20 protein-coding genes and 1 pseudogene are annotated in these 23,406 nt (G+C 71.0%); 16 read left to right on the forward strand and 5 right to left on the reverse strand.

Annotation, left to right across the window (positions count from 1 at the left end; all coding sequences use genetic code 11):
- Nucleotides 1-194: 194 nt before the first annotated feature.
- Entirely contained in the window at nt 195-668 is a 474-nt protein-coding gene (locus ACIOC0_RS08210) for a hypothetical protein (protein WP_402153676.1), read from the reverse strand.
- Between the two features lie 241 nt (nt 669-909).
- On the opposite strand from ACIOC0_RS08210, the gene ACIOC0_RS08215 reads away from it, so the two are divergent.
- Nucleotides 910-1,683: a polysaccharide deacetylase family protein gene (locus ACIOC0_RS08215; RefSeq protein ID WP_402153678.1), complete on the forward strand. Its 774-nt coding sequence runs from the start codon at nt 910-912 to the stop codon at nt 1,681-1,683.
- A 78-nt stretch (nt 1,684-1,761) separates the two neighbouring features.
- Here the strand turns inward: ACIOC0_RS08215 and ACIOC0_RS08220 are convergent.
- Nucleotides 1,762-2,031: pseudogene (locus ACIOC0_RS08220) on the reverse strand (GyrI-like domain-containing protein); the annotation flags it as partial.
- Between the two features lie 158 nt (nt 2,032-2,189).
- Between ACIOC0_RS08220 and ACIOC0_RS08225 the strand changes: the two are divergent.
- Nucleotides 2,190-3,308: a sensor histidine kinase gene (locus tag ACIOC0_RS08225; protein WP_402153680.1), complete on the forward strand. Its 1,119-nt coding sequence runs from the start codon at nt 2,190-2,192 to the stop codon at nt 3,306-3,308.
- A gap of 7 nt (nt 3,309-3,315) precedes the next feature.
- Here the strand turns inward: ACIOC0_RS08225 and ACIOC0_RS08230 are convergent, their stop codons facing one another.
- The gene (locus ACIOC0_RS08230; protein WP_402153682.1) at nt 3,316-3,975 is read right to left on the reverse strand and encodes a response regulator; all 660 of its coding nucleotides are present in this window, start codon (nt 3,973-3,975) and stop codon (nt 3,316-3,318) included.
- Between the two features lie 433 nt (nt 3,976-4,408).
- Between ACIOC0_RS08230 and ACIOC0_RS08235 the strand changes: the two genes are divergently transcribed.
- The 14 genes from ACIOC0_RS08235 to ACIOC0_RS08300 all read left to right on the forward strand — a co-directional run bounded on the left by ACIOC0_RS08235 (nt 4,409) and on the right by ACIOC0_RS08300 (nt 20,736).
- Nucleotides 4,409-4,660 carry a response regulator transcription factor gene (locus tag ACIOC0_RS08235; RefSeq protein WP_402153684.1) on the forward strand — a complete coding sequence of 84 codons (252 nt, stop codon included), beginning with the start codon at nt 4,409-4,411 and terminating at the stop codon, nt 4,658-4,660.
- Between the two features lie 145 nt (nt 4,661-4,805).
- Nucleotides 4,806-5,240: a hypothetical protein gene (locus ACIOC0_RS08240; RefSeq protein WP_402153686.1), complete on the forward strand. Its 435-nt coding sequence runs from the start codon at nt 4,806-4,808 to the stop codon at nt 5,238-5,240.
- A gap of 14 nt (nt 5,241-5,254) precedes the next feature.
- A complete protein-coding gene (locus ACIOC0_RS08245) occupies nt 5,255-6,478 on the forward strand; it encodes a phosphotransferase (RefSeq protein WP_402153688.1) in 1,224 nt (407 codons plus the stop codon).
- Nucleotides 6,475-7,428 carry a T3SS effector HopA1 family protein gene (locus ACIOC0_RS08250; RefSeq protein ID WP_402153690.1) on the forward strand — a complete coding sequence of 318 codons (954 nt, stop codon included), beginning with the start codon at nt 6,475-6,477 and terminating at the stop codon, nt 7,426-7,428. The genes ACIOC0_RS08245 and ACIOC0_RS08250 overlap by 4 nt, the downstream gene beginning before the upstream one ends.
- On the forward strand, nt 7,425-8,012 hold the full coding sequence (locus ACIOC0_RS08255; protein WP_402153692.1) for a hypothetical protein: 588 nt from the start codon (nt 7,425-7,427) through the stop codon (nt 8,010-8,012). The genes ACIOC0_RS08250 and ACIOC0_RS08255 overlap by 4 nt, the downstream gene beginning before the upstream one ends.
- A 41-nt stretch (nt 8,013-8,053) precedes the next feature.
- A complete protein-coding gene (locus ACIOC0_RS08260; RefSeq protein ID WP_402153694.1) occupies nt 8,054-9,886 on the forward strand; it encodes an ABC transporter ATP-binding protein in 1,833 nt (610 codons plus the stop codon).
- A gap of 142 nt (nt 9,887-10,028) precedes the next feature.
- On the forward strand, nt 10,029-10,208 hold the full coding sequence (locus ACIOC0_RS08265) for a hypothetical protein (RefSeq protein WP_402153696.1): 180 nt from the start codon (nt 10,029-10,031) through the stop codon (nt 10,206-10,208).
- Nucleotides 10,209-10,300: 92 nt separating this feature from the next.
- Nucleotides 10,301-11,647, forward strand: coding sequence for a lanthionine synthetase C family protein (locus ACIOC0_RS08270; protein WP_402153698.1), 1,347 nt, complete (start codon nt 10,301-10,303; stop codon nt 11,645-11,647).
- Between the two features lie 62 nt (nt 11,648-11,709).
- On the forward strand, nt 11,710-15,039 hold the full coding sequence (locus tag ACIOC0_RS08275; protein ID WP_402153700.1) for a lantibiotic dehydratase: 3,330 nt from the start codon (nt 11,710-11,712) through the stop codon (nt 15,037-15,039).
- On the forward strand, nt 15,036-16,859 hold the full coding sequence (locus tag ACIOC0_RS08280) for an ABC transporter ATP-binding protein (RefSeq protein ID WP_402153702.1): 1,824 nt from the start codon (nt 15,036-15,038) through the stop codon (nt 16,857-16,859). Before ACIOC0_RS08275 ends, ACIOC0_RS08280 begins: the two co-directional genes overlap by 4 nt.
- A gap of 44 nt (nt 16,860-16,903) precedes the next feature.
- On the forward strand, nt 16,904-17,140 hold the full coding sequence (locus ACIOC0_RS08285; RefSeq protein WP_402153704.1) for a hypothetical protein: 237 nt from the start codon (nt 16,904-16,906) through the stop codon (nt 17,138-17,140).
- Nucleotides 17,137-17,826, forward strand: a complete 690-nt coding sequence (locus tag ACIOC0_RS08290; protein ID WP_402153706.1) for an ABC transporter ATP-binding protein — start codon at nt 17,137-17,139, stop codon at nt 17,824-17,826. The genes ACIOC0_RS08285 and ACIOC0_RS08290 overlap by 4 nt, the downstream gene beginning before the upstream one ends.
- A complete protein-coding gene (locus ACIOC0_RS08295; RefSeq protein ID WP_402153708.1) occupies nt 17,823-19,493 on the forward strand; it encodes a hypothetical protein in 1,671 nt (556 codons plus the stop codon). Before ACIOC0_RS08290 ends, ACIOC0_RS08295 begins: the two co-directional genes overlap by 4 nt.
- A 61-nt stretch (nt 19,494-19,554) precedes the next feature.
- On the forward strand, nt 19,555-20,736 hold the full coding sequence (locus ACIOC0_RS08300; protein WP_402153710.1) for a S1 family peptidase: 1,182 nt from the start codon (nt 19,555-19,557) through the stop codon (nt 20,734-20,736).
- Between the two features lie 79 nt (nt 20,737-20,815).
- Here ACIOC0_RS08300 and ACIOC0_RS08305 read toward each other — a convergent pair whose 3' ends face one another.
- Together ACIOC0_RS08305 and ACIOC0_RS08310 are read right to left on the reverse strand one after the other, a co-directional pair.
- A complete protein-coding gene (locus ACIOC0_RS08305) occupies nt 20,816-21,547 on the reverse strand; it encodes a polysaccharide deacetylase family protein (protein WP_402153712.1) in 732 nt (243 codons plus the stop codon).
- A 316-nt stretch (nt 21,548-21,863) separates the two neighbouring features.
- Entirely contained in the window at nt 21,864-23,195 is a 1,332-nt protein-coding gene (locus ACIOC0_RS08310; protein ID WP_402153714.1) for a phosphatase PAP2 family protein, read from the reverse strand.
- Nucleotides 23,196-23,406 lie beyond the last annotated feature (211 nt).

Genomic DNA, 23,406 nt, shown 5'->3' on the forward strand with positions numbered 1-23,406 from the left:
CCTGCCCCGCGTCGTCGCGGGCCCCGTACGGCGGATCGGCGAGGTGACGGACGTCTGCATGGTCTTCCACCTTCGTGCGGGAACACGTCGCACGGCCCATCCTCGAGCCCACAGCCGCCCCGCGCGCAGGGTGCGCGCCCGAACGGGCGACGGCGGCCGGTCGACGGGGTCGGCCGACGAGAGGCAGCCGGGATTCAGTGCAGATGTTCGCGTACGACGTCCAAGAACTCGCGTCGGCTCGGGCGGATGGCTGCCCAGATCTTCTCGTCCTGCGGCTCCCCGGGATCGTCGGGGCCTTCTCTGAGCACGTTCTGCACGGCGTACGCGAGGCGGCGGGCCGCCTCGTTCACCTCGGTCGGGCACAGCATGTGGATCGTCTTCTGGGACACCCACATGCGGTCCACGGTCTGTCGGGCCCGCTCCTGCCACCGCTCGTCGGCCACCTGGTGCTGGTAGTGGTCGACGGCGACCCGTTCGACCTCCTGCGCCGCGGACAGGAAGTCGACCAGGTGGGCCAGGCGTTCGCTGCGTCGGGCCTCGGCGCAGTCGCGGGCGCTGCGGCGCTCCTCGGCGCGTTCCGCCGCCCGCCCCGACGAGTGCTGGGCCAGCCATGACACGAGCCCGCCGAGTACAACGCCGATGAACGGCGCGAGAGTTGACGATGTCACGCCTCAAGCGTGGCAGCGGCGACGCGGCATCAGGTGCTTCTTCGTAATTTTCATGACAGCGCTGCTTTTCGTCGTGTAGGCGGACCGTCGTCGGAGCGTTCCCCGCGTGAGTTGTCCGTGAACCTCCCCGGGATTGTCCGTGATCGGTAACGGAGGGATCCCTCCGGGGGCGGACGCCGTCATGCCAAGTGGTCGGGAAGTGACCGGGGATCGGCGAGGACTGGGCGAAAGCGGGGCGGGCATGGCACGGCACGGTGGTGGGCGGAGCTGGTACGGCAAGCTCATCGGGGCGGCGTTGGGGGTGACGGTGCTCGCCACCGGCGCCTCGGTGTGGAGCGCGCAGGCCGGCATCGTGGGCGGCCCGACGCCGAAGGCGACCGCGTCGGCCACGCCGAGCGCCGCCGCCGAGCCGGTCGCGGCGAGCATCGCGCACGCCTCGGACAAGGGCGCGCGCGGCGTCAACATCACCATCGACGACGGCCCCGACCCCCGATGGACTCCCCAGATGCTCGACGTGCTGCGGGAGAACGGGGTGAAGGCCACGTTCTGCATGGTGGGCACGCAGGCGCAGGCCCACCCGGACCTCGTGAAGCAGGTGGTCGCGGCCGGGCACCGGCTGTGCGACCACTCGGTGTCGCACGACACCGCCATGGACAAGAAGTCCGAGGCCTACCAGTCGCAGCAGATACTCGACGCCGAACGCATGATCACCGAAGCGTCCGGCGGCGTCCGGCCGATGTACTACCGCGCGCCCGGCGGCGCCTTCACCCCCTCCAGCCGCGCGCTCGCGGCCTCCCGGGGCATGCGCCCGCTGGGCTGGAACGTCGACTCCAAGGACTTCGAGAAGCCTGGCGCGGACGCCATCGTCGCCACCGTCCGGCAGCAGCTGTCCAACGGACCGACGCTCCTCTTCCACGACGCGGGCGGCGACCGCTCGCAGACCGTGGCGGCCCTGCGCCGGATCCTCCCCTGGCTCAAGGAGCAGGGCTACACCTGCGGCTTCCCTGTGCGCTGAGTGTCGGTACTCGCCTGTCCGGGCGCACCGGGTACGCCTACGGGGCCGTGATCAGCGGCGCCCCGTGCTACTCGGTGCTCAGCCCCGCTCCCCCTCCACCGGAAGCCACAGTGCGGCGTCGACCTCTGTCCCGTCCGGGGGACAGCCGGGTGCGCAGGATCTCGGGGCCGGGGCGGCTGCGGTACGGATGGGACGGCGACCACTGCGTGAACACGTCCCACCCACAGCTCCTGGACGGCCTGTGGCACCGGCCGGGACGGGGAGGGGCGTCGTGCCCTCGGGAGCGTCCGCCGACGTGATCACCCCTTGGCGGTAGTCGAGTTCGGTGCCCCCGGTGCGGCTCGGGTCTTCAACTCGGCTGTGTGCCTGGGTTCTTGCCGCGCGAGTCCGTCGAACGAATGCGCGACGAGGCAGAAGTAGCATGGCAGCGCCCTGGCTCGCGTCGCGAGCCGGGACTTCGACTTGTGCCGCGTACATCGACGGAGGCAGGGGGAACCATGCTTTCGGTGTTGCGAGCTGGTCCTCTGTGGGGGCGGCGCGCCGGCCTGATCACGCCGGTGCTTCTCGGGCTGCTGGACGCTCTGCTCGTGCACGGCAGCGACATCGGGTTCGGGCTGTACACGGGCCTCGTGGCGGCCGCCGTGCTGGTGTTGCGTCGACGGCTGCCCGTTCTCGTGTTCCTGGTCACGTTGCCGGGCCTGTACCTCGGTTACGTGTGGTTCGCGCCGCTGATCGCGCTGTACACGGTGGCCGCCCTGCGCAAGGAGCACTGGCTGCTGGCGGCGGCCGGGGTTCTCTTCGCCACCGCTCACTTCCTGCCGTACCCGTTCGTCGGTCTCACCGACGAACCCCGGGAGACGGCTCTCGCCGCGATCGACACCTGTGGCGCGGTGGCCATTCCCCTGGCCCTGGGTCTGCTCATCCGTACACGCCGGAAGCTGATCACCAACCTGACGGCGCTGCACCGCAGCCAGGCCAGTGAGCGTCGTCTGCTCGCCGACCAGGTGCTGGCCGCCGAGCGGGCCCGGCTCGCCAGGGAGATGCACGACGTCGTCGCCCACCAGGTCGGCCTGATCAGCATGCAGGCAGGTGCCCTGCAGCTCACCACCGAGGACCCGAAGGCGCAGGAGGACGCGCGCACCATACGGGAACTGTCCGCGCGCACCCTCGATGAACTGCGGCACATGGTCGGTGTGCTGCGCGAGAACGGCGCGGGCACCGTCGACGGACCGCATCGGCCGCGTCTGGCGGAGGTGGCCGAGATGATCGGCCGGTCGGGGCTCGACGTCGCGTACCGCAACGACGTTCCCGACGGCTTCCGTCTCCCCGACGCCGTCGAGCGGGCCGCCTATCGGACGGTGCAGGAAGCCCTGACCAACGTCCGGCGCTACGCACCGACCGCGCACGTACACGTGTTGCTCACGCTGGACGGACACGGGGACTCACTGCGGGTCGAGGTGCGCAACGGACCGCCGCTGTCCGAGGAGGCGCCCGAGCGCGGCACCGGCTCCGGATACGGGCTGGTGGGACTGAAGGAGCGGGCGCACACTGTGGGGGGCACGCTGGTGGCACACCCCACGGGTGACCGTGGCTTCCTGGTCAGCGCGTCGCTGCCGCTCGGCTGACAGGCGGCTAACGGCGGTCGGTGGGGTACTCCAGCAGCCCTTCCCGATGGGCGACGGCGGCGATCGCCACACGGCTCGGCGCGTTCAGCTTCTTCTTGAGGGAACCTACGTGCGTCTTGACCGTCGCCATGCCCATGCCTAGTCGTGCGGCCAGCTCGGCGTTGGTCAGCCCGGCCGAGAGGAGCACCAGCACCTCGTGCTCCCGGTCGGTGATGAGTCCCCGCAGGTCGCCGGAAGTCCGGCTGGGGAGCGCTGTGTTGACGCGGGCTTCGACCACGGAGCGACTCCGCGGCGGCGCATAGACAACACCGCCCCGCGCGAGGATGCGCACGCAGTCGATGAGGAGCTGCGGCTCGGCGTCCTTGAGCAGATAGCCGGAGGCCCCGAACCTGAGTGCGGCATCGAGGTGTTCGTCGGAGCCCAGCAGCGTCAGCATGGCGACAGCGGGCGGCTCGGGAAGGGCGCGCAGCTCGCGCAGTACGGTGAAGCCGTCCTTGCCCGGCATGTTGACGTCGAGCAGCACCACATCGGGCGTGGTGCGGATCGCCAGGTCCACCGCATCGGGACCGTCGCAGACCACCGTCTCGACATGCGGAGCGATGTCGAGAATGCGTTGCAGGGCAACCCGTACGAGCTCCTCGTCGTCGACGAGCAGTACGCGGACCATGGGTTCCCTCCCGCCCTCGGCGTCCGACCTGAAGTCGTAGAGCCGAAGTCATCCTTTGGTCGGAGCGCGGTGATCGGGCGCCGGGTCAGTATGGAACCGATCGTAAGCCGCCTTCTCAGGCCGCCCCGACACGGGCATGACCGGCCCGGTCCTCGACGGCGGGCGCGCGGCGGCAGGGAGCCCTGTGGTCCGGTCGTCCAGGAGTTCGTCTCCGGTGCCGGGCCGACGCTTCCGGCGGGGTCATGGCACAGGGAGAGTCATCGTGAGGCACGGCATGGAGCGCTCGGGGGCGCGCGGCGGAGGGCACGGCGCGGAGAACGACGCGGGGCAACATGGTGGAGGGGAACCGTCCGGCGCCTGTGGAACCACCCGGTTCGGGCATGTGTGTCATTGTCTGAGTGCAGTATCCGCCCTTTCCGGGGATTTCGAGCGGATGCTGACCGAACTCACGCCGCGGGAAAAGGAAGTTCTCAACCGATTGGCCCTCTGTGACAGCAACCGCGCCATTGCCCGGAATCTGGACATCACCGAACGCACGGCCAAAGCGCACCTTTCGCGGATTCTGGCGAAACTCCGCCTGCAGTCCCGGACGGAGGCGGCGATAGTCGCACTGCGCTATCACGACGTGCTGTGCCACTCATTCCCCCCGGCGGGTGTGTACCAAAGTCCACTATCGGCTGCATGACGAAGACGGCCATGCTGAACGCATCGTCCAACGAATGGGCGAGCTGACAGCGCGACCGGTCGCGGTCCCATCACCCCGGCCGGGCGCACTTCTGGGGGGAGGACGTGCGCTATGAACGCCGCTCTCCTGAGCGAAAGGTTGACTCATGGCTGTTGCTGAGCAGGTCGCCACTCTGGCGGAGCTCGAATTCCTGAGTGAGGACGTCGTCCGCGAGGTCATCGCACAGGAGGGGCTGTCGGGGACCACCAAGAAGGTCGGTGTCTCCGAAGGGCTGGGCATCCTGCGCCGCAAGAACGACGTCTGGGTGTCGTTCGAGCAGTGGTACCAGGGACTCGACGAGGGTGGCCGCAAGTACATGGACCTCGTGCTCGAGGCAGCCCTGATCGGGCTCGCCGAGAGCGCGGTCGACGGCGGTGACGCTTCCGCGTACGACGCCGAGGCCCGCCGCATCCTGGAGGCCGAGGGCGCTCTGGACCTGACCGACCCGCAGATGATCGGCCCGGTCTCCAGCGCTGTGACCAGGACGATCATCAAGCGGACCATCGCGAAGAACTGCGCCACCAAGTGGGCCGGTTGCTGAACGACCGTCGAGGGGTGCCGGGCGCCGAGGGGCGCCCCGGCACCCGGGACGCGGCGCCGGTGGACCTCGGTTCCGCGTACGGGCTGGCCGGTTTGCTCCATCGTCGCGGCGAGCGGCTGGACGACTACACGCGGATCTCCGTGAACGCGGGTCGCAATGTGGTCGTCTCCCTCGCCGGAGCCGAAGGCAACGGAGTGCTGATCAAGCAGCATCGTGTGCGGTCGGACGACCGGTTGCCCGCCGAGCGCGCCGTGCACGAGCAGCTTCTCGGCCGGCTGACGCCACCGGCCGGCGACGACCGGATCTTCGTGCCACGGCTTCTGGGCGTGCGGCCCGAGGACCGGCTGCTGGAATTCGAGCTCGTGCCGGGAGCCGTGAGCCTCGCCGACCGTGTCGCCGGCCACAAGGCGTCCGGCGAAAGCGGCGTGCCCGCGGAAAGCGGCGATACGGCGCGGAAGGAAGGAACGGCCGCGGAAGGTGCACTCGGCGCGGAGAAGAGTGTTCCCGTCGAGAGGTTCGCCGAACTCGGCGCGTTCATCGGCGAATTTCATCGTCGTACGTCCTCCCTGGACGTTCCGGGTGTACTGGCGGCACCTGCCGTGGACACGGAGCGCATGCAGATGGTGGATTTCGCGCGGCTGACTCCGGAGCACTACGCGGAGTTCTCCGTGGGAGAACTCCGACTGGCCCGAACCGTGCAGCGCGACCGGGCGCTCACGGCGGCTTTGGCGCGGCTGTCGCTGACGATCGAGGCGCATTGTCTGATTCACGGAGATCTACGGGGGGAGAACGTGTTGTTGCCCGAGGGCGCCGACGACCGCATGGCTCTCATCGACTGGGAGCTGTGCCGGTTCAGCGACCCGGCGGTGGATCTCGGCTACTTCATCGGCAGCCTGCTGCACCGGGTGCTGTACGCGGTACGCGCAGAGCACCCCACCGTGGACTCCTGGCGCACCGCCGCGGACACCCGAATGTCCGCCGTCGCCCGGATGACCAGCGGTTTCTGGCAGGGCTACCGGCGCGGCGCGGGCGACTTCGCCGACCGGCTGCCCCTCCTGGCGCTGCTGACGATGCATCACGCCGGATCCACAATGCTGTCCCGGATCGCCGGCGATCTGCGCTCCACGGGCGAACTGACCCCGAGGGACCTGCTGGTCGTGGGCATCGCCAGGCAGCTGCTGGTCGATCCGCTGTCGGCCAGGGTCCGTTTCCTGGCGGATCCGGACGGTGCCCGATGACGCCCACCGACCGGGCCCTGCTGGCGCCCGTTTTCCTCTCCGTGCTCAACGCCGTGGAATGGCGTGGGCCCCGCACCGTCGCCGTGCACGGACCGGCCGGAACCGTCGAGGTGGACCTCCGCGGTGTCCGGGCGCTGCCCCGCCTGCGTCGCGCTCTGTACGAGACGTTCCACGCGGGACGGCCGGCCACGGCCACCGCTGCGGAACCGGACGAGGACTTCCTGCGGCTTCTGAGCGAGTCGGTACGGATCCCGTGGACCGGGGACCCCGGCTGGCTCGTGCGGGGCGAAGTGCCCGGCGGCGAGCTGTCGGTCGAGCGGGACGGTGTACGCATGCTGATCACCCCGGAGCGGCATCTCGCACCGGGTACGCCCCGTACCGCGGGCAGCCTGGTGACCGTACGGATGCCGCCGTGCCGGCCCAATCTGTCTCCTGGTTTCTTCCTCGCCACCGGCACGCTCGGGGCGCCGCGGGAGAGGCTGGTGCGCTTCTATCTGAACCTGCCCCACGTGTCGGTGTGCTCTTTCTTCTCCCAGGTGACGCAGCGGTTCGAGGCGGCCGGGCTGCGGTATTCACTCAAGACCCTGGCCGATGTCCACGCGTACGGGCGCAGGGACGGCACCGTGCTCTACACCGAGGACCGCTTCCGGCCGGGGGCCGTCGCGGCGCTCGAGGAGATCCTGCCGGAGCTGCCCGCCCCGGCGGGCACCGACCTTCCCCCACTGACGCTGCGAGTGCTGCCGCAGGTGGGCTACGCCGAGGAGCCGCTGGAGGGGGACACGGCGGGGCTGAGTTTCGGCGAGCAGCGCTGTGACGCGGTGGCGCGGGTGCTGGCCGCCCACCACGGGCGCCCGGTCGACGAGCTGCGTACGGCGCTGGCCGCCGAGTTGGTGTCCCGGGGCATCGATCCGCTCGCCCCGTACCGCAACCTTCGAAGGGACGACCGATGAGTGCTTCGTTCTCCGCGTCGGGCGCCGTCCGCGGCGACGGCCCGGGGCCGGGCCGGGCGGCCGGCCGCACCGCGCTGGTCGCCGCCGGAGTGACGACGGTGCTGTCCGTGGTGATCGCCCTGACGCAGACGCGGTACGGCACCTTGATGTCCGACCTGGGGCTGGGCGGCGGCGCCGCCGCCTATGCGACGGCGGCCGTGCTGGGGCTCCTCGACGCCGTGTTCGTGACGCTGGGATGCGGTGTCGCCGTGTGGCTGTGCGGCGCGTGCCTGCGCGTGCCGGAGAACCGGCTGTCCGCCGTGCTGGCGGTGACCTCGTGCGCACTGCTGGCAGCCACCGGGGCGGAGGCGGCGGCGGTCTTCGTGGAGCTGCTCGCCACCGGCGACGCGCCGACCGTGCTCGCCATCTCGCCGGCGCGCTGGACCGATGTGCCGGCGCTCGGCGGCTTGAGCCTGTCCAACCTGCTGATGACGGCGGGCGTCTGGCTGGGTCTGGTGCGCACGCTGCACTGGCCGGGCGGCAAGGCGACGGTACCGGTCGTCCTGCTGCTGGTGGTGTCCCTCGGGGCGTTCTCGCTGTCCTGACCTGAGGAAGCGAACGCGGCACAGGCAAGAAGGGAAGAGCCGTGGGGAAAGAGCCGACCGACGCCTCCGGGCGCCCGGAGGCGTCACTGGAGAAGGTGCCGCTGCGTACGTTGCTGGCACATGCCCGGCCGCAGGCGCCCGCATTGGTGGCGGCAGCCGTACTGAGCGGTCTGGCGGCGGTGCTGGCGCTGGTGCAGCCCTTGGTGGTCAAGCGGGTCTTCAGCGACCTGTCGGCCTCTCGGCCGGTGACCACCATGGTGCTGATCGTCGTGGTGCTCTTCCTCGCCGAGGCGCTGCTCGGCGCGGCGCAGAGCTATCTGCTGGGCAGGATCGGCGAGGGCATCGTGCTGAATCTGCGCACCACGCTGGTGGCCAGGCTGCTGCGGTGGCCGTTGTCCACCCATGAACGGCACCGGGCGGGGGACCTGATCTCACGGGTGAGCACGGACACCACGTCGGTGCGCGGTGCTCTGGCGTCCAGCCTGACGGACATCCTGGCCGGGGTGCTGACGTTCGTGGGCTCACTGGCCCTCATGCTGGTGCTCGACCCGTTGATGCTGGGCCTCACCCTGGCCTGCCTGCTGGTGGCGGTGCTGGCGGTCTTCGCCGTGTCCCTGCGGCTCATGGGGGCCACCCTCCAGGCGCAGCGCAGCGTCGGCAGGCTGAGCGCCGGTCTGGAGCGGGCGCTCAGATCCATCCGAACCGTCAAGCTCAGCACCGCTGAACAGCGCGAGGAGGAGCGGCTGTGCGGCGATGTCCGGGACGCCTACCGAGCGGGCATCCGGCAGGCGAAGCTCGAGGCACTGATTCATCCCGTCACCTCCGTGGCCGTGCAGGGCGCGCTGGTGCTGGTCCTCGGCATCGGCGGGGCGCGGGTGGCCCGAGGAACCATGGAACTGGGCGAGTTGATCGCCTTTCTGCTGTATCTGCTCTATCTGGCCGTGCCCATGGGGACGTTGTTCACCTCGATCACCGACCTCCAGGCGGGCCGGGCGGCCCTGGCCCGGGTGGAGGAAGTGATGCGGGAGCCGCTGGAGGCGGACCCGCCGAACGGGGCCCCGTCACCGGCGGAGGGGGGATCGGCGGACGTCTCGGCGGTCTCGGTGCGGGCAGTCCGCTTCGGCTACCCGAGCCGTAGCGGGGTACCGGCGCTCGAGGAGCTGGACTTCGAGGTGCCCGAGTTCTCTCGGACGGCCCTCGTCGGCCCTTCGGGCGCCGGGAAGTCCACGGTGCTCTCCTTGATCGGCAGACTGTACGACCCTGCCGCCGGCTCGGTCCGGCTGTTCGGGCGCGACATCGGTGACATGCCGCTCAACGAGCTGCGGGGGATGATCGGGCACGTCGAGCAGGAGTCGCCGGTACTGGCCGGCACGTTGCGCTCGAATCTCGTGTACGCCCGTCCGGACGCCTCTGACGAGCAACTGGCCGACGTGCTGCGCAAGACCAATCTGACGGACTTCGTGGACTCGCTGCCGGAAGGTCTGGAGACGGATGTCGGGGACGGCGGCGTACTGCTGTCCGGCGGACAACGGCAGCGCGTCGCCATAGCCCGGATGCTTCTGAAGGAGCCCAGGGTGCTGCTGCTCGACGAGGTGACGTCCCAGATGGACGCGGAGAACGAGCACCTGCTGCAGCAGACGTTGCGTGAGGCGGCGCGCGTGTGCACCGTCCTGGTGGTCGCCCACCGTCTGTCGACGGTCCGGGACGCGGACCAGATCCTCGTCATGGACGGCGGCCGGGTGCGGGCGCGCGGTACGCACGCGAGCCTGCTGCGCGACGACGAGCTGTACGCGCATCTCGCCCGCACTCAATTCCTTCCCGCCACCGAGCAGGAATATCCCGCAGACCATTCTTCAAAAGGTCTCAGAGTTTGACCGCCGAAGATAAATCATGCAATGATCACCAAGGGGTTTCGATCGATTACCGGATCGACATCGCAAGGCGATTCTCTTCCCTTGCAGAGATTATTCTCCCCCCTTTCTCTGATTCACTACTGATTTCTTCAAGGAGAATTTCATGTCCTCGAACGACCCGTTCAACCTCGATGTCCGCGTCGCCACCCCGCAGCAGACGGGCGCCGAGCCCGCTTCGTGGACCGTCGTGGTCCGCACCACGGCGAAGGTCGTCACCAAGGTGACCTGCCGCAGCTGCACCTGCGCCTCCTGCCTGACGCAGACGCCGGTTTCCTGCTTCTAGCCGGTACGGGCCGCTGACCCGGCCCAGAGGGTGTGCTGCCCCACCGGCGGCACACCCTCCCCCTCCACCCCCTTCCGAAAGAAATCCCGGCCTTGTCCATAAGTGTGCAGCCTCTCGTCCCGGACGCCCTGGCGGCGCGTTGCCGTGAATTCGCGGAAATCATCGTGCACCGCCTCGCCGACCCGGACCTGATGCAGCAGGCATTGATCGCCTGCGAACAGAACGCCGCAAATGAATTCCTGTGGGGCGGCGTTTCCCTGCTGGCCGGGGAGACCGGCAGCGCACTGACGTTCCGGTACGCGGCGCGGGCCCTTCCGGACGCTGCCGAGTACTGGACGGACCTGGCCCACCAGCGCCTCGCGGCCGTGGTGCGCTCCACCCACGACACCCCCGTCGAGGAGCCCGGGATGGCCGGCGGCACCGCGGGCCTGGCCCTGGCGCTCGCCGACTTCGCGGCCGACGATTCCCGGTACGCGCCGGCGCTGGCGAGCCTCGACGCCCAACTCGCCGCGCAGATCGCCGATCTGCCACCGGGGCACACCACGGCGGGCGACGGCGTCAGCTTCGACTCCTACGACGCGGTGGCCGGCCTCTCCGGAGTGCTGGCCCATCTCGCGTCCACGCCCAGCGGACGGGAACAGGACGGCGTCGCCCGGGCGGCGGGGCTCCTGACCGCCGAGCTGGCAGCGCTGTCCGGTGCCCGCACCGCCGAAGGTCGCCCGAGCTGGTACGTACCGCCGCGTCACTACCCCCTCGACAGCTACCGCGAGGCGTTCCCGCACGGCTACGTGAACCTCGGGCTCGCCCACGGAGTCCCGGGCATCCTCTCCGCGCTCGCTCTGGCCCTCGTCGGCGGCGACCGCACACCCCGGCTCGCCGAGACCGTGCGCCGGATCGCCGACTACGTGCTGTCCGTCTCCTTCGAGGACGAGTGGGGGCGCAACTGGCCCACCGGCGTTCCCCTGGACCCGGCCGGAGCCGAGCAGCCCACCGGTCTTGCCCCCGCCCGCGCCTCGTGGTGCTACGGCGCCCCCGGCATCGCCTGCGCCCTGCTGAACGCCGCCGACGCACTCGGTGACCCCGACCTGCGCGCCACCGCCGTGGACGCCTTCGAAGCGGTGCTCCGCCGGTTCGACGCCAGGGGCCACATCCCCTCCGCCACCGTGTGCCACGGGGCCGCCGGCCTGGTGGTGATGTGCGCCGAGTTCGCGCGCCGCACCGGGAGCGACAAGGCCCGGACGTCCCTCGTGTCCCTGACCGAGCACCTTCTGACGCACTGCGACCCGAGCCTGCTGCTCGGCGTGCAGGACCTGGAGCAGCCGGGCGTACTGCTGGACAGCCCCGGGATCCTGACCGGCGCGGACGGTGTCGCCCTGGCCCTGTGGGCCGTTTCCACTTCCGTCGAGCCCCGCTGGACACGCGCGCTGCTGATCGCGTGAGAGCACGTACGTCGCCAGACCGCCGAGACGGTCGTCGACGGGTCATCAAGGAGAACAGTCACTTGCAGGAAGTACGTCCCCCCTCCGCCTCCGACGGCGACCCGCTGTACCGGGCCGCCGGCTTCTTCCTGCTGCGTGCGCCCGTGCTGCCCGTGCAGGACTTCCTGGCGATCACCTCGGGCCCGGAGCCTCGCGACGCTGCCGCCGGCCACGACGACGCGGCCGCACGGCTGGAGCGGACACGGCGGCACGGCCGGAAGCTGCTGCGCGATGCGGCCAGCAGGCCGCGAGTGGCTCAGGCCCTGCACATCGCCAGCGGCTCCGTCACGGCGGGGCTCGAGCGGCTCGGCGAATCCCCGGAGGACGGCAGAAGGGCCAGGCGCACGTACTCCACGCTGTTGCGCTATCTGACCCGCATGTCGACCAGATCCACCCCGTACGGCCTGTTCTCCGGTGTCGCCGCAGGGGTCTTCACCGACACGGCCGGACTGGCGATGGCGGCCGATCCGGTCGCCAGAACCCGCACCCGCGCCGATCTGGGCTGGTTCCTGGCCCTGCTCAAGGAACTGGAGAACGACCCGGCCGTCAGAGCGCAGTTGCCGGCACGGATCAACTCCGCCCTCTACCGGGTGGGCGAGCGGGGTGTGCTGCCCGGCGCCGACGTCTACGGCGAGGAGGACAACCGGCTGGCCGGTTTCCGCATGACCGAACCCGCGGAACTGGCGATGCGGCTCGCCCGGCTGCCGGGCACCACCTACGCGGACATCCTCGACAGCATCACGGCCACCGTCCCGGGCGCGACCCCGGACAAGGCGGAGGCGTTCCTCGCCCAGCTGTGGGACCTGCACGCGCTGACCGGGGACCTGCGGCCGTCGCTCGTCGACCCGCACCCCGAAGTGGCGCTCGCCAAAGCGCTGACCGGCCTGGACGCGGCCGCCCCGGTGCTGGAGCGACTGCGCGCGACGCGACGGTTGGCGGACCGTGTCGACTCCGCTCGGGGCACGGCACCGGTGTCCGCGCTCCGTGACCTCGCCGATCACCAGAGGTCCATGGTCCCGGGCTACGCCAAGGAGACCTTCCAGCTCGACACCGAACTCGCCGTGACGGGCACGGGTCTGCCCAAGGAGATCGGGGACGCGGCGGCGAGCGCGGCCGAGGCGCTCCTGCGCATGGGCAGCTTCCCCTCCCGCCCCCAGCACATCGCCGAATACCACTCTGCCTTCCTCGAGCGCTTCGGCGTCGACTCCGAGATTCCCCTGCTTCAGGTGCTCAGCCCCGAAACCGGGATCGACGCGCCCAACTCGTACACCAACCCGGCACGGGCGTTTCCGTTGCCTCCGGTCGGCGAGGACCGCGCCCTCGCCAAGGAGACACGTCTGGCGGCGCTGGTCGCCGAGACCCTTTGGACGGGCGCGTCCGAGCTGGAGATCACCGACGAGCGGCTGGAGCAGCTGTCGGTGTGGCAGGCGGGCGAGCGGCAGCCGCGCGTGCGCCCGGCCCTGGACCTGTACGCGCAGATCGCGGCCGAGTCACCGCAGGCCCTGCGCGACGACGACTGGCGGCTGGTGCTTGCTCCCGCGGGCATGGCCGAGGGCGGCCGCACCTTCGGCCGCTTCTTCGACCTGCTGGACGACGGAACGCTGCAGCGGCTGCGGCAGTACGCGCGGGCCGAGGAGGACCTGTGCCCGGACGCGGTCTTCGCCGACCTCAACTACACTCACCCGCACGGTCGTTCCAACAATGTGGCGCTCCATCCCGGCCTGCGGCGCTATGAGATCTGCGTCAACACCACCCCCACGCTTCCCACCGACCGGCAGATCCCGCTCAGCGACATCCTGGTGGGCGCGACGGCCAACCGCTTCTTCCTGCGCTCGGCACGACTGGGCAAGGAACTGGTCGTCTCCCAGGGCCATATGCTCAGCGCACTACAGGCTCCGAACATCTGCCGGCTGCTTCTGGAGCTCTCCGAGGACGGATACGCACCCCTCGCGGGCTTCGACTGGGGGTCGCAGCGCATGTCCCCCTTCCTGCCACGGGTGACCCGCGGGCGCACGGTGCTGCACCCCGCCCAGTGGTCGCTCACCCCCGAACGCCTGGGCCTTTCCACCGGGAAGGGCGCCCTGCCCGACCGTGACGCCTTCTACGCGGCCGTGCAGCGCTGGCGCGAGCGGTGGAACGTGCCGCGGCACGTCTCACTGATGTACATGGACAACTGGCTGGCTCTGGACCTGGAGCACCCGTTGTGCGTGGACGAGCTCTACGACGAGGTGGCCGCCCTGAGCGGTGCGGACCGGCAACACGTGATCGTCCAGGAGGCCCTGACCGGTTTCCCCCGCACGTGGCTGCGCGACCCGGCGGGAGGCCAGTACCTCAACGAGGTCGTCGTGCCCCTGCTGGCCCGCGATCCCGGGCGCTGCCGTCGCTCCGCCGTTCCGGCCGCCGCCGCCCGGACGGCTCCCGCCGCGGACTCGTCGCCGCTCACTGATCTCGCCGTTCCAACGTCTCCCCGAGCCTTCCCGCCCGGCAGCGAGTGGACGTACCTGAAGCTGTACTGCGCGGTGGACGCACAGGACGATGTCGTCGCCGGGCCGTTGCGTGAACTCGTCGAAGGGCTGCGCTCGCAGGGGGCCGTCGACCGGTGGTTCTTCCTCCGTTACGCCGATCCGATGCCGCACCTGCGGATCCGCTTCCGCGCCGCCCGGCCGGAGCTGTCCGCACCCGTGCTCGCCGCGTGCCTGGAGTGGGCGCACGGGCTGATCTCCGCGGGCCTCGCGCACGACGTTGCCGTCGTCGGCTACGACCGCGAGGTGGAGCGTTACGGCGGCCCGGAGGCGATGGACGCCGTCGAGCGCGTGTTCCAGGTCAACAGTGAGGTGTGCGCCGAGCTCGTGGCGGCCCGGCGTCACGGTGGTGTGGAGACGGACAGCGAGCTCATGTGCGTCCTGGGGATGCACGCGCTCTACCGCGACTGGGGACTCGACCCCCTGGAGCTGCTGCCGCCGCCCGCCGCACGGCGCATTCCCGAGTCCTCCCGCAAGCATTTCCGCCGTGTGCAGCGGGAGTTGTGCGACCTGCTCGTCCCCTGGGACGCGCATCCGGCCCCCATGGCACGAACCTACGGATATCAACTCGAAGTTATACTTTCCCGCCAAAGCGAAGTGCTGTCCGAAGTGGGCGGTCGCATACGGTCGCTCGCCTCGGCAAGCCGACTCATGGGGGACGAACAGCAGATGCTGGCAAGTTTGGCGCACATGCACGCCAACAGATTCCTCGGTCTGGGGGAGGACCGTGAGCGGCTCTGCCACGACCTGTGGATCCTGGCCGCCGAGGCGATACGCCGCCGCCCCGTCACGCACATCGCACCGCCGGCGGCCGGGGGGGACCGAGGATGACCTCGCCGGAGGAGCGTCCGGAGCCGTCCGGGCGGCACTGGGCCCGCACCCTGCGTCTGCTCTGGCGGATCAGCCCGGCCCACATGCTGGGCGTCGTCGTCACCACCGTTCTGGCCGCCCTGCTGCCCGCCGCCGCCGTGCAGTTGACCACCGAGGCCGTGCAGAAGGTGGCCGACGCCGTAGCAGGGGACGAAGCCTCCGCCGACGCCGCCGTGCAGGTCGGCATCCTGCTGACCGCGGTCGCCCTCTTCGGCCACCTGTGCTCCACCGCGCAGGGCTACCTGGAGGCCCTGCTGCAGTACCGCATGGCCAACGGGATCAACACCCGGGTCATGGAGAAGGCCGTACGGCTCCGGCTGGAGCACTTCGAGGACTCCAGCACGTACGACAGTCTGCAGCGCGCCAACCGGGAGGCGGCCTACCGCCCCTATCAGCTGTTCACCGAGCTGATTTCGGTGATGTCCAACGCGGTCACACTGGTCTCGGTGGCCGTCGTGCTGCTGTCCTGGGACCCGTGGGTGGCGCTCGCCGTGCTCTGCGCACCGATACCCGCGGTCGGCGCCACCGTCTTCTTCGGCCGCATCACCTGGCAGGTGGAGAACGAGCGCTCAGCCGACCGCCGCCGCACCACCTACCTGCAGTACCTGGTCACCAACGACCGCACCTACAAGGAGACCCGGCTCTTCGCCCTCGGGGGCTTCTTCCTCGACCGCTACCGCGACCTCATCGGCCGGTTCTACCGCGTCGACCGCTCGCTGGCCCGCCGTCAGTCCACGGCCAACGCCCTGCTCGGCCTCCTCGGGGTCGCGGCGACCAGCGGCGCCGTCCTGTTCGCCATCAGCAGCACCATAGACAGCGGCGGCATCGGGCAGCTCGCCGGCTACCTGGCGGCCGTCACCCTGGTGCAGGGCACCGCCCAGACGCTCTTCTCCGGCTTCGGCGAGCTGTACGAGCACAACCTCTTCCTGGGCAACCTCTACGCGTTCCTGGACATCCCCGAACGTGCCCTGACCTCCGGGACCAGGCGCTTCCCCGCACGGCTCACCCAGGGCATCCAGTTCCGCGGCGTCACCTTCACCTACCCGGGCGGCGCCGCCCCCGTCCTCGACGACTTCGACCTCACGCTGCCGGCCGGCCGCTGCGTGGCGCTGGTCGGCCAGAACGGGGCCGGCAAGACCACCATCGTGAAGCTGCTCTCCCGGCTGTACGAGCCGGACCGCGGAACCATACTCATCGACGGACATCCTCTGGAGGAGTACGACCTCGACGAGCTGCGCGCCAACATCGGGGTCATCTTCCAGGACTTCGTCCAGTACGAGGAGTCCGCCCGCGCGAACATCGGCTACGCCAGGGTGACGGACCTCCACGACGAGGAGGGCATCCGCCGGGCCGCCGACCAGGCCGACGCGACCGGCTTCCTCGACCGCCTCCCCGAGGGTCTGGACACCCAGCTGGGACGCTGGTTCGAGGGGGGGCGACAGCTCTCCGGCGGCCAGTGGCAGAAGATCGCGCTGGCCCGGGCCTTCCTGCGCGACGCGCCCGTGGTGGTGCTCGACGAGCCCACCGCGTCCATCGACGCCGCCGCCGAAGCCGAGATCTTCGCAAAACTCAAGGACATCTCCGGCCGGGCCACCACACTGCTCATCGCTCACCGCTTCTCCACGGTGCGTGTGGCTGATCACATCGTGGTGATGGACGAAGGGCAGGTGCTCGAGGAGGGCACCCACCTAGAATTGATGCAACGGGACGGCACCTACGCCGAGTTGTTCCGCCTCCAGGCGGCCGGATACCTCGACGACACTGCGGCGCAAGCGCCATGACCCGCTCCGCACCGATGATCCCCCCACACGAAGGCGAAGGCATCATGCCGTCCGAGCAGCGCGACCAGTCCACCACCTCGCCGTCCGTCCGGGCCGCCTGGATCGCCGGCGGTGTCGTGCTCATCGTCCTGAGCGCCGTTCTGATCCGTGTGACGCAGCTCCAGGCCCCCGACATGTCGGAGGACATCCGTCTCATGGCGACCCTGGTGATGCGCGGGGTGACGCTCGTGACGATCGGCGGCGGAGCGTGGTGCCTCGCACGGGGCTGGAAGCGCACATGACCCGAGTTCCGCTGCTCCAGCTCACCGGCGTACAGCGCACCTACGGTGAGCGCACGGTGCTGCACCCCCTCGACTTCACGCTGCGCCCCGGCGAGTCGGTCGCCCTGATGGGGCCGAACGGCTCCGGCAAGTCGACCCTGCTGCGCATCGCGGTGGGCCGCGACCGACCGAGCGAGGGCGACGTCGTCTTCGACGGGAACCCGCTGCACGAGGACGATCCCCGGGTGCGGGCCCGTATCGCCGCGGTCATCGACGGTCCCGCCTTTTACCCGGACCTCACCGTCCGCCGGCATCTGCAGCTGGTGGCCGTGGCTCACGGGGCGGGCGGCGACGCGGCCGCGCTCGTGGACGAGGCCCTGGAGCTCACGCGGCTGACCGGGCAGGCCGGGCTGTTGCCCTCCGCGCTCTCCTCCGGGCAGTCCCAGCAACTACTGCTCGCCGCCTCCCTGGTGCGTCCCCGGGACCTGCTCGTCCTCGACGAGCCGGAGCAGCGGCTGGACCCCGAGGCCCGTACCCGCCTCGCCGAACACATCCGGCAGGAGCGACAGCGCGGCGTCGCGGTGGTCTTCGCCACCCACCACACCGAACTGGCCATGGACGCGGCCGACCGGGTGCTCGTCCTGGCGGACGGCCGTCTCGTGGGAGAGGGGCCACCCGGGCGAGTCCTGCACGAGGCCGCCCGGTGACACCTCACCTCGCGGCGGAAGCCGTACCGTCCGGTGAACAGGCGACATGGCGGGACACCACGGACGTCCTGCTCGACGAGCTGCGCGGAGCGCGCCGGGAGCACCGCCGGAGCAAGCGGCGCGACACGGCCTTCCACGTCTATGTCGTCCTGCTCCTCACCGTCGTCTACCTCGTTCCGTTCGCGGCGGTCGCGTACGGGAAGGCGGGCAGTCCGATGGAGCCCTGGGCCTCGTACGTGCGCCAGGGGCTGCCCTTCGCGGGTACGGCGGTCGCCCTGGCCTGGCTGCGGGTCGCGGTGGGCGACGCGCGGTGGCGGGGGCCCGTGCTGCTCGACGCGGCCACCGCGAAATGGCTGCTGCCCACGCCTGTCGACCGCGGCCGTCTCCTGCGGCCCCGGCTGCGGCGTGCGGTCCTGCTGCACGGCGCCGGGGCCGGTCTTCCGACCGCGGTGGCCATGTACTTCCTGAACCTGGTGGTGCTCGGCAGGCCCACGGCGGGCATCGGCCTCGGTGCGGTGGCCGCGGCGGTGTTCGGCGCGTTCACCGCGGGGGCCGCCGGCCTGACGGTGTGCCGGGACGCCCTCGGGGCCGCACGCCGGGCGGCGACGGCGCTGACGATGCTGGCTGCTTCGGCGACGCTCTGCGCGGTGCTGGACGCCCCGCCCTGGGTGGAGGCGCTGTTCCTGTGGTCGGGGCCCTGGGGCTGGGTGGCACAGTGCCTGGCGGCCGCGTCGGGCAGCCCTCCGGCTGGATGGCCGGCGGCAGGGGTGCTGCTGGCGCTCTGTGCCGGGTGGGTGGTCGCCCGGGCCGACCGGGAGGTCGCCGCGATGCCTGTGGGTGTACTGCTCAGGCGCATTCGCTCGGCGGACTCCGTCTCCGCGGCCGTGGTCACCGTGGACTTCCGGCAGGCCCGCCTTGCGGCCCGTCAGTCCGGCTACGACGGGGGTAGGTCGCGGCGGCCCTGGCTGCCTCCGCCCCGCCGCGCCGAACTGATCGTCGCCTGGCGCACCGCGATCGGCTGGGCCGCGGGGCCGGCCCGTCTCGGCTGGGCGCTCGTGTGGCTGGTCTGCGCGTACACCGCGCTGAGGATCTCCCCGGCCACCGAGGGCATGGACCGGGTCGCGGCCGTTCTGGCGGCCGTGGCGGCCGGGTACGGGGCCGCGGCCGGGCTGCTGGAGGCGGCGCGCCTGGACGGCGACGACGTGAACCGCTCCCGGGCGCTGCCCTGGACGTACCCCGGCATCATCCTGCGCCAAGGGGTGCTGCCGCTCGTGCTGCTGCTGGCGGCCGGCGCTCTCGCCTGCGGGCTGCTCACGGCGCTCGGCCGACCGATCCTGCCCGCCGTGCTGCTGCTCTGCTCCTTCCCCGCCCTCGTCGCAGCGGCGCTGATCTCCGCGTGCCGGGGGACGCTGCCGTTCGAACTGCTCATCGGCTCGGACACGGCCGTGGGGAACACGGCGGTGCTTCAGGTGGCCGTCTGGTATCTGCGCGGCCCCCTCGCAGCCTGCGCCGTGCTGTTCCCCTTCCTGAGTTTCGGGCTCCGCGCCGGCGCGGGCGGCACACCGAGCCTTCCTGCGTGCCTCCTGCTGGCCGGTGGGCTGGCGCTCGGCACCGCCGGGCTCGTGCTCTGGGCCGGTGTACGGGCCTGGTCGCACGTGCGCGGCTGAACCGGCGCACCGACGCGTCTGTTTTCTCCCTCCGCTGCCTTCCCGTCCTTCGAGGAGCCATGTGAACACCACAGTCCTGTCCAGATTCCTGTGTGCCGGAGCTCTCGGTCTCGGCCTGCTGACCGGCGCGGCGAGCCCGGCGTCCGCCGCCTCCCCCGCTTCCCACCCCCCGCAGGACACAGTCGCGGGCCGGCCTGTGACGGCTTCCGCCGTCTCCGAGGCCGGGGCCGGCGAACTGATGCGGCGTCAACAACCCCTGCTGGACGCCGCACATGAACTGCGGCGGAGGGGCGTCGCCTCCCTGAAGGGTTTCTCCGGCATCAGGGTCGACCCGGAGCGGTCCACCCTGCGCCTGGCGTGGAAGGGCTCCCTCCCGGCATCGGTGAAGCGGACGGTGCGGCAGCTGAGCGGCCCCTCCGTGCGGATCGAGGTGCACCGGGCAGAGTCGCCGCAGCCCGCGGCAGGCGTCGCCCCGCCCACGGTGTCGGTGGCGGCCCGGACCTCCACGGAGCCCGTGGCCGGGGACACCGATCCCGCGCCTCGTCCGGCGGGCCGCGTCAACGACAGGGCGCCTGTTTCCGGCGGCGCTCTGATCATCACCGAGGCCGAGACGTGCACGACCGGGTTCGGCGTGGTCAGCGAGGCGACGGGAAGGAGGCAGCTGCTCACCGCCGGCCACTGCGGGCCCGTCGGCAGCCCCTGGTTCAACGGCGACGGCGAGTTCCTCGGCAACGCCGCGGCCCGCCACCCCGAGGCCGATGCCCTGGTCGTCGACGTGGAGAGCACCGACCGGGTGTGGCACGGCAAGGTGACCGAGAACCTCGACGGCATCGACGACACGGCACGGACGGTGAGCGGGGCCCGCACCCCCGAGATCGGCCAGTACCTGTGCACCTCGGGCGCCGTCTCCGGAACGCACTGCGGTCTGCGCGTCACTCGCGTCGGTGTGGTGCTGTCCATCGGCGGCACGGAGGTTCCCGGCCAGGTCGAGGCCGAGCAGACCGAGCACACCGCTGCGGCGGGCAACGGGGACAGCGGCGCTCCGGTCTACTCAGCCGCAACGAGCACCGGACCGGTGACGGCACACGGCATGATCACGGCTTACGACCGGCAGGAGACGGCCCCCTGCTCCGGTGCCCCCACCGGCAACGGCCGCGCCTGCTCGTGGCGGGTCTACTTCACCGACATGCTGACGATCATGAAGGCCACGGGCACCCGGCTGCCCGAGCAGTCGGTCCGGTGAGCCTGAGGGCCCCGGGCCGAGCTCGCCCGGCCGGCGCGGGGCGCGACCGCCGTGGGCCGGCCGGCGATCGCCCCCTGGGTCAGGGACGGTAGGCGGCGCGGTTGCTGTAGGTGACCTTGCCGACGGGCAGCTTGGCCGGGGCGAAGAGCTGGTCGACGGTGACGAAGTGGTAGCCGCGGGCCTTGAGGGCCGTGACGATGCCGGGCACCGCGCTGACCGTCGTCCTGTGGATGTCGTGCAGCAGGACGATGTCCCCGGGCCTGGTCTGCGCGGTCACGGTCCGGACGATCCGGGCGGAGTCGCGGTACTTCCAGTCGAGGGTGTCGACGCTCCAGTGCACCAGCGGCCGGCCGGCGGCCCTGCGGACGGTCGCGTTGTCGGCGCCGTAGGGGGCGCGCACGGTGGTGGGGTTCTTGCCGATGGCCTTCTTGACCGCCGCGTCCGTACGGGAGAACTGGGACCTGACCTTGGCGGCGCTGAGCTTGGTGAGGTCGGCGTGGTCCCAGCTGTGGTTGCCCACCTGGTGGCCGGCCTGCGCCTCGGCGCGCACGACGGCCGGGTTGCGCTGGACGTTGCTGCCGACGACGTAGAAGGTCGCCTTGACGTTGCGGTCCTTCAGGACGCGCAGCAGCCGCTGGGTGTCGGCGACCGGCCCGTCGTCGAAGGTGAGGGCGACGCACTTCACCTTGCGGCAGTTGACGGCGGCGGCGGCGGAGGCCGAGCCGGCGGCGGAAGCGGCGCCGGCCGCGCCGGTCAGTGTGGTGGCGCACAGTGCGGCGGTGACGAGTGAGACGACGAGACGTCGGTGCATCGGATCCCCCCGGAGCGATGAACTTCCCGCGCAAGCAACGAACTTGCCCGTTCAGGCGCTGGACTTGCGCTTGGAAGCGGTGACTTGCCCGCATGAGCGGTGACTTGTCTGTAGGACGCACACGAACCGCCCATGGATGCACTGACGTTCGAGGACTTTCCGTACGGTTTCGGGATCCGTTCGGTTCAGGACACCGGGCCGCGCTTTGCCTCACTCCCCGGACGACGACAACCCCCGGGCGGAACTCGGGGGTTGTCGTACGAGGAGCCGATCACGGTCAGACGAACGTGCACTTGAAGCCCTTGCGCCGGCGCGTTCACGCCGGTTCGGGCTGTGGCTCCGCTCGCGGGGCCGGTACGGCCGAGGGCTCCCGGCGGGCGAACGCGTGGACGTAGCCGTAGACCACCGACGCCGTCGCCAGGAGCAGGAGCGGGCCCGCCACCCAGGCGTGTTCGGCCATCTCCACCGGCAGCCAGCGGTACGACAGCAGCAGGGCGGCGAAGACGGCCGCGCCGTGGGCGACCACCAGCAGGCCCGCCCGGTCCCAGCCGTACGCCTGCGAGCGCAGCGCCGCCTCGATGGTCAGCGCGAACACCACGCCGGCGATCAGGTCCACGCCGTAGTGGTAACCGAAGCCCACCGTCGCGGTGAGCGTGGCGACCAGCCAGAACGCGCCCGCGTACCGGATCGGCCGGGGCGCCTTCCGGGAGTGGACGAAGATCGCGACGGACCAGGCCGTGTGCAGGCTGGGCATGCAGTTGCGCGCGGTGACGCTGTCGTACGGCATCGGCTCCGGGACGCCGACCGGCGGCGGGGTCTCCGGCCACCAGTCGGCCACCGCCCAGTGGACCACGGACGGCGACTGCGACCAGTGGTCGGGCGAGGCCCAGTTCTCGCTGCCGCCGCCGTAGGCGTAGATCGGCCCGACCACCGGGAAGATCATGTAGATGGCGGGGCCGAGCAGGCCGATCATCAGGAAGGTGCGCACGAGGTGATGGCGGGGGAAGCGCCGCTCGACCGCCACGTGACGCAGCCGGTACAGCGCGAAGAGGACCGCGGCCACGGCGAGTTGGCCGTAGACGAACTCCAGGAACCGGTAACCCGCCGGGCCGGTGGAGTAGACGATCCGCCCGATGACCCACGAGGGGTTGCCCAGCGCGTGGTCGGCGGTCGCCACGTACTGGTCGAGCACCGTGTGCCGGGTCTCGGCGGTGAGCAGCAGCCACAGGTCGCCGGTCTTGCGGCCGGCCACCAGCAGCAGACCCAGCCCCACGCCCTTCAGCAGCAGGACGCGTTCCGCTCCCGTACGGCGGGTGACGGCGACGACCCCGCAGCCGAGGACCACCCACAGCGCGCCGTTCCCGAAGGGGTCGCCCTCGGTCACCTCGATGCCCAGCGCCCACCGCACCAGCACGAAGACGATGTCGATGCCGAACGCGAGGCCCGTGGCGATGAACCGCTGCCGCCAGGTGAGCACCACCATCGTCAGCACCAGGCTCGCGTAGAGCAGGTATCCCGACTTGGGGGCGGCCAGCGCCTCCCGGGCCTGGTTGGTGAGCGGACCCGGAAGGCCGTACCGGTGCGCGACGATCTCCATCGCGATCTGGAAGCCGAGGACCAGCGCGCCGGCCGCGGCCCACAGGATCATCCGCGACCGGCTACGCACCGGGGTCGGGAGTCTGTCTTCTATTCGCGCAGATGACCGCGATGTCATGGATATCAATCATTCAGCCGGTAGGGGGAGTCCGAAGTCCCGAGGTGGGACGCCGCGCGCCGCCGTCGGGGTCGTCCGTCCGGCAGCCACGTCATAGACGAGGAGAAGCCCCGAAAGGTTGCTCCGCCGCCGCCCGGGAGACCGG

It is taken from the genome of Streptomyces sp. NPDC088254 (assembly GCF_044740925.1).
Lineage (GTDB): Bacteria > Actinomycetota > Actinomycetes > Streptomycetales > Streptomycetaceae > Streptomyces.

What these genes read in the sequence shown, in the direction of transcription:
- ACIOC0_RS08215 (WP_402153678.1), top strand. Translation starts at nt 910, where the DNA reads ATGGCACGGCACGGTGGTGGGCGGAGCTGGTACGGCAAGCTCATCGGG.
- ACIOC0_RS08230 (WP_402153682.1), bottom strand. Translation starts at nt 3,975, where the DNA reads ATGGTCCGCGTACTGCTCGTCGACGACGAGGAGCTCGTACGGGTTGCC.
- ACIOC0_RS08235 (WP_402153684.1), top strand. Translation starts at nt 4,409, where the DNA reads ATGCTGACCGAACTCACGCCGCGGGAAAAGGAAGTTCTCAACCGATTG.
- ACIOC0_RS08240 (WP_402153686.1), top strand. Translation starts at nt 4,806, where the DNA reads ATGGCTGTTGCTGAGCAGGTCGCCACTCTGGCGGAGCTCGAATTCCTG.
- ACIOC0_RS08250 (WP_402153690.1), top strand. Translation starts at nt 6,475, where the DNA reads ATGACGCCCACCGACCGGGCCCTGCTGGCGCCCGTTTTCCTCTCCGTG.
- ACIOC0_RS08255 (WP_402153692.1), top strand. Translation starts at nt 7,425, where the DNA reads ATGAGTGCTTCGTTCTCCGCGTCGGGCGCCGTCCGCGGCGACGGCCCG.
- ACIOC0_RS08265 (WP_402153696.1), top strand. Translation starts at nt 10,029, where the DNA reads ATGTCCTCGAACGACCCGTTCAACCTCGATGTCCGCGTCGCCACCCCG.
- ACIOC0_RS08280 (WP_402153702.1), top strand. Translation starts at nt 15,036, where the DNA reads ATGACCTCGCCGGAGGAGCGTCCGGAGCCGTCCGGGCGGCACTGGGCC.
- ACIOC0_RS08285 (WP_402153704.1), top strand. Translation starts at nt 16,904, where the DNA reads ATGCCGTCCGAGCAGCGCGACCAGTCCACCACCTCGCCGTCCGTCCGG.
- ACIOC0_RS08290 (WP_402153706.1), top strand. Translation starts at nt 17,137, where the DNA reads ATGACCCGAGTTCCGCTGCTCCAGCTCACCGGCGTACAGCGCACCTAC.
- ACIOC0_RS08305 (WP_402153712.1), bottom strand. Translation starts at nt 21,547, where the DNA reads ATGCACCGACGTCTCGTCGTCTCACTCGTCACCGCCGCACTGTGCGCC.
- ACIOC0_RS08310 (WP_402153714.1), bottom strand. Translation starts at nt 23,195, where the DNA reads ATGATCCTGTGGGCCGCGGCCGGCGCGCTGGTCCTCGGCTTCCAGATC.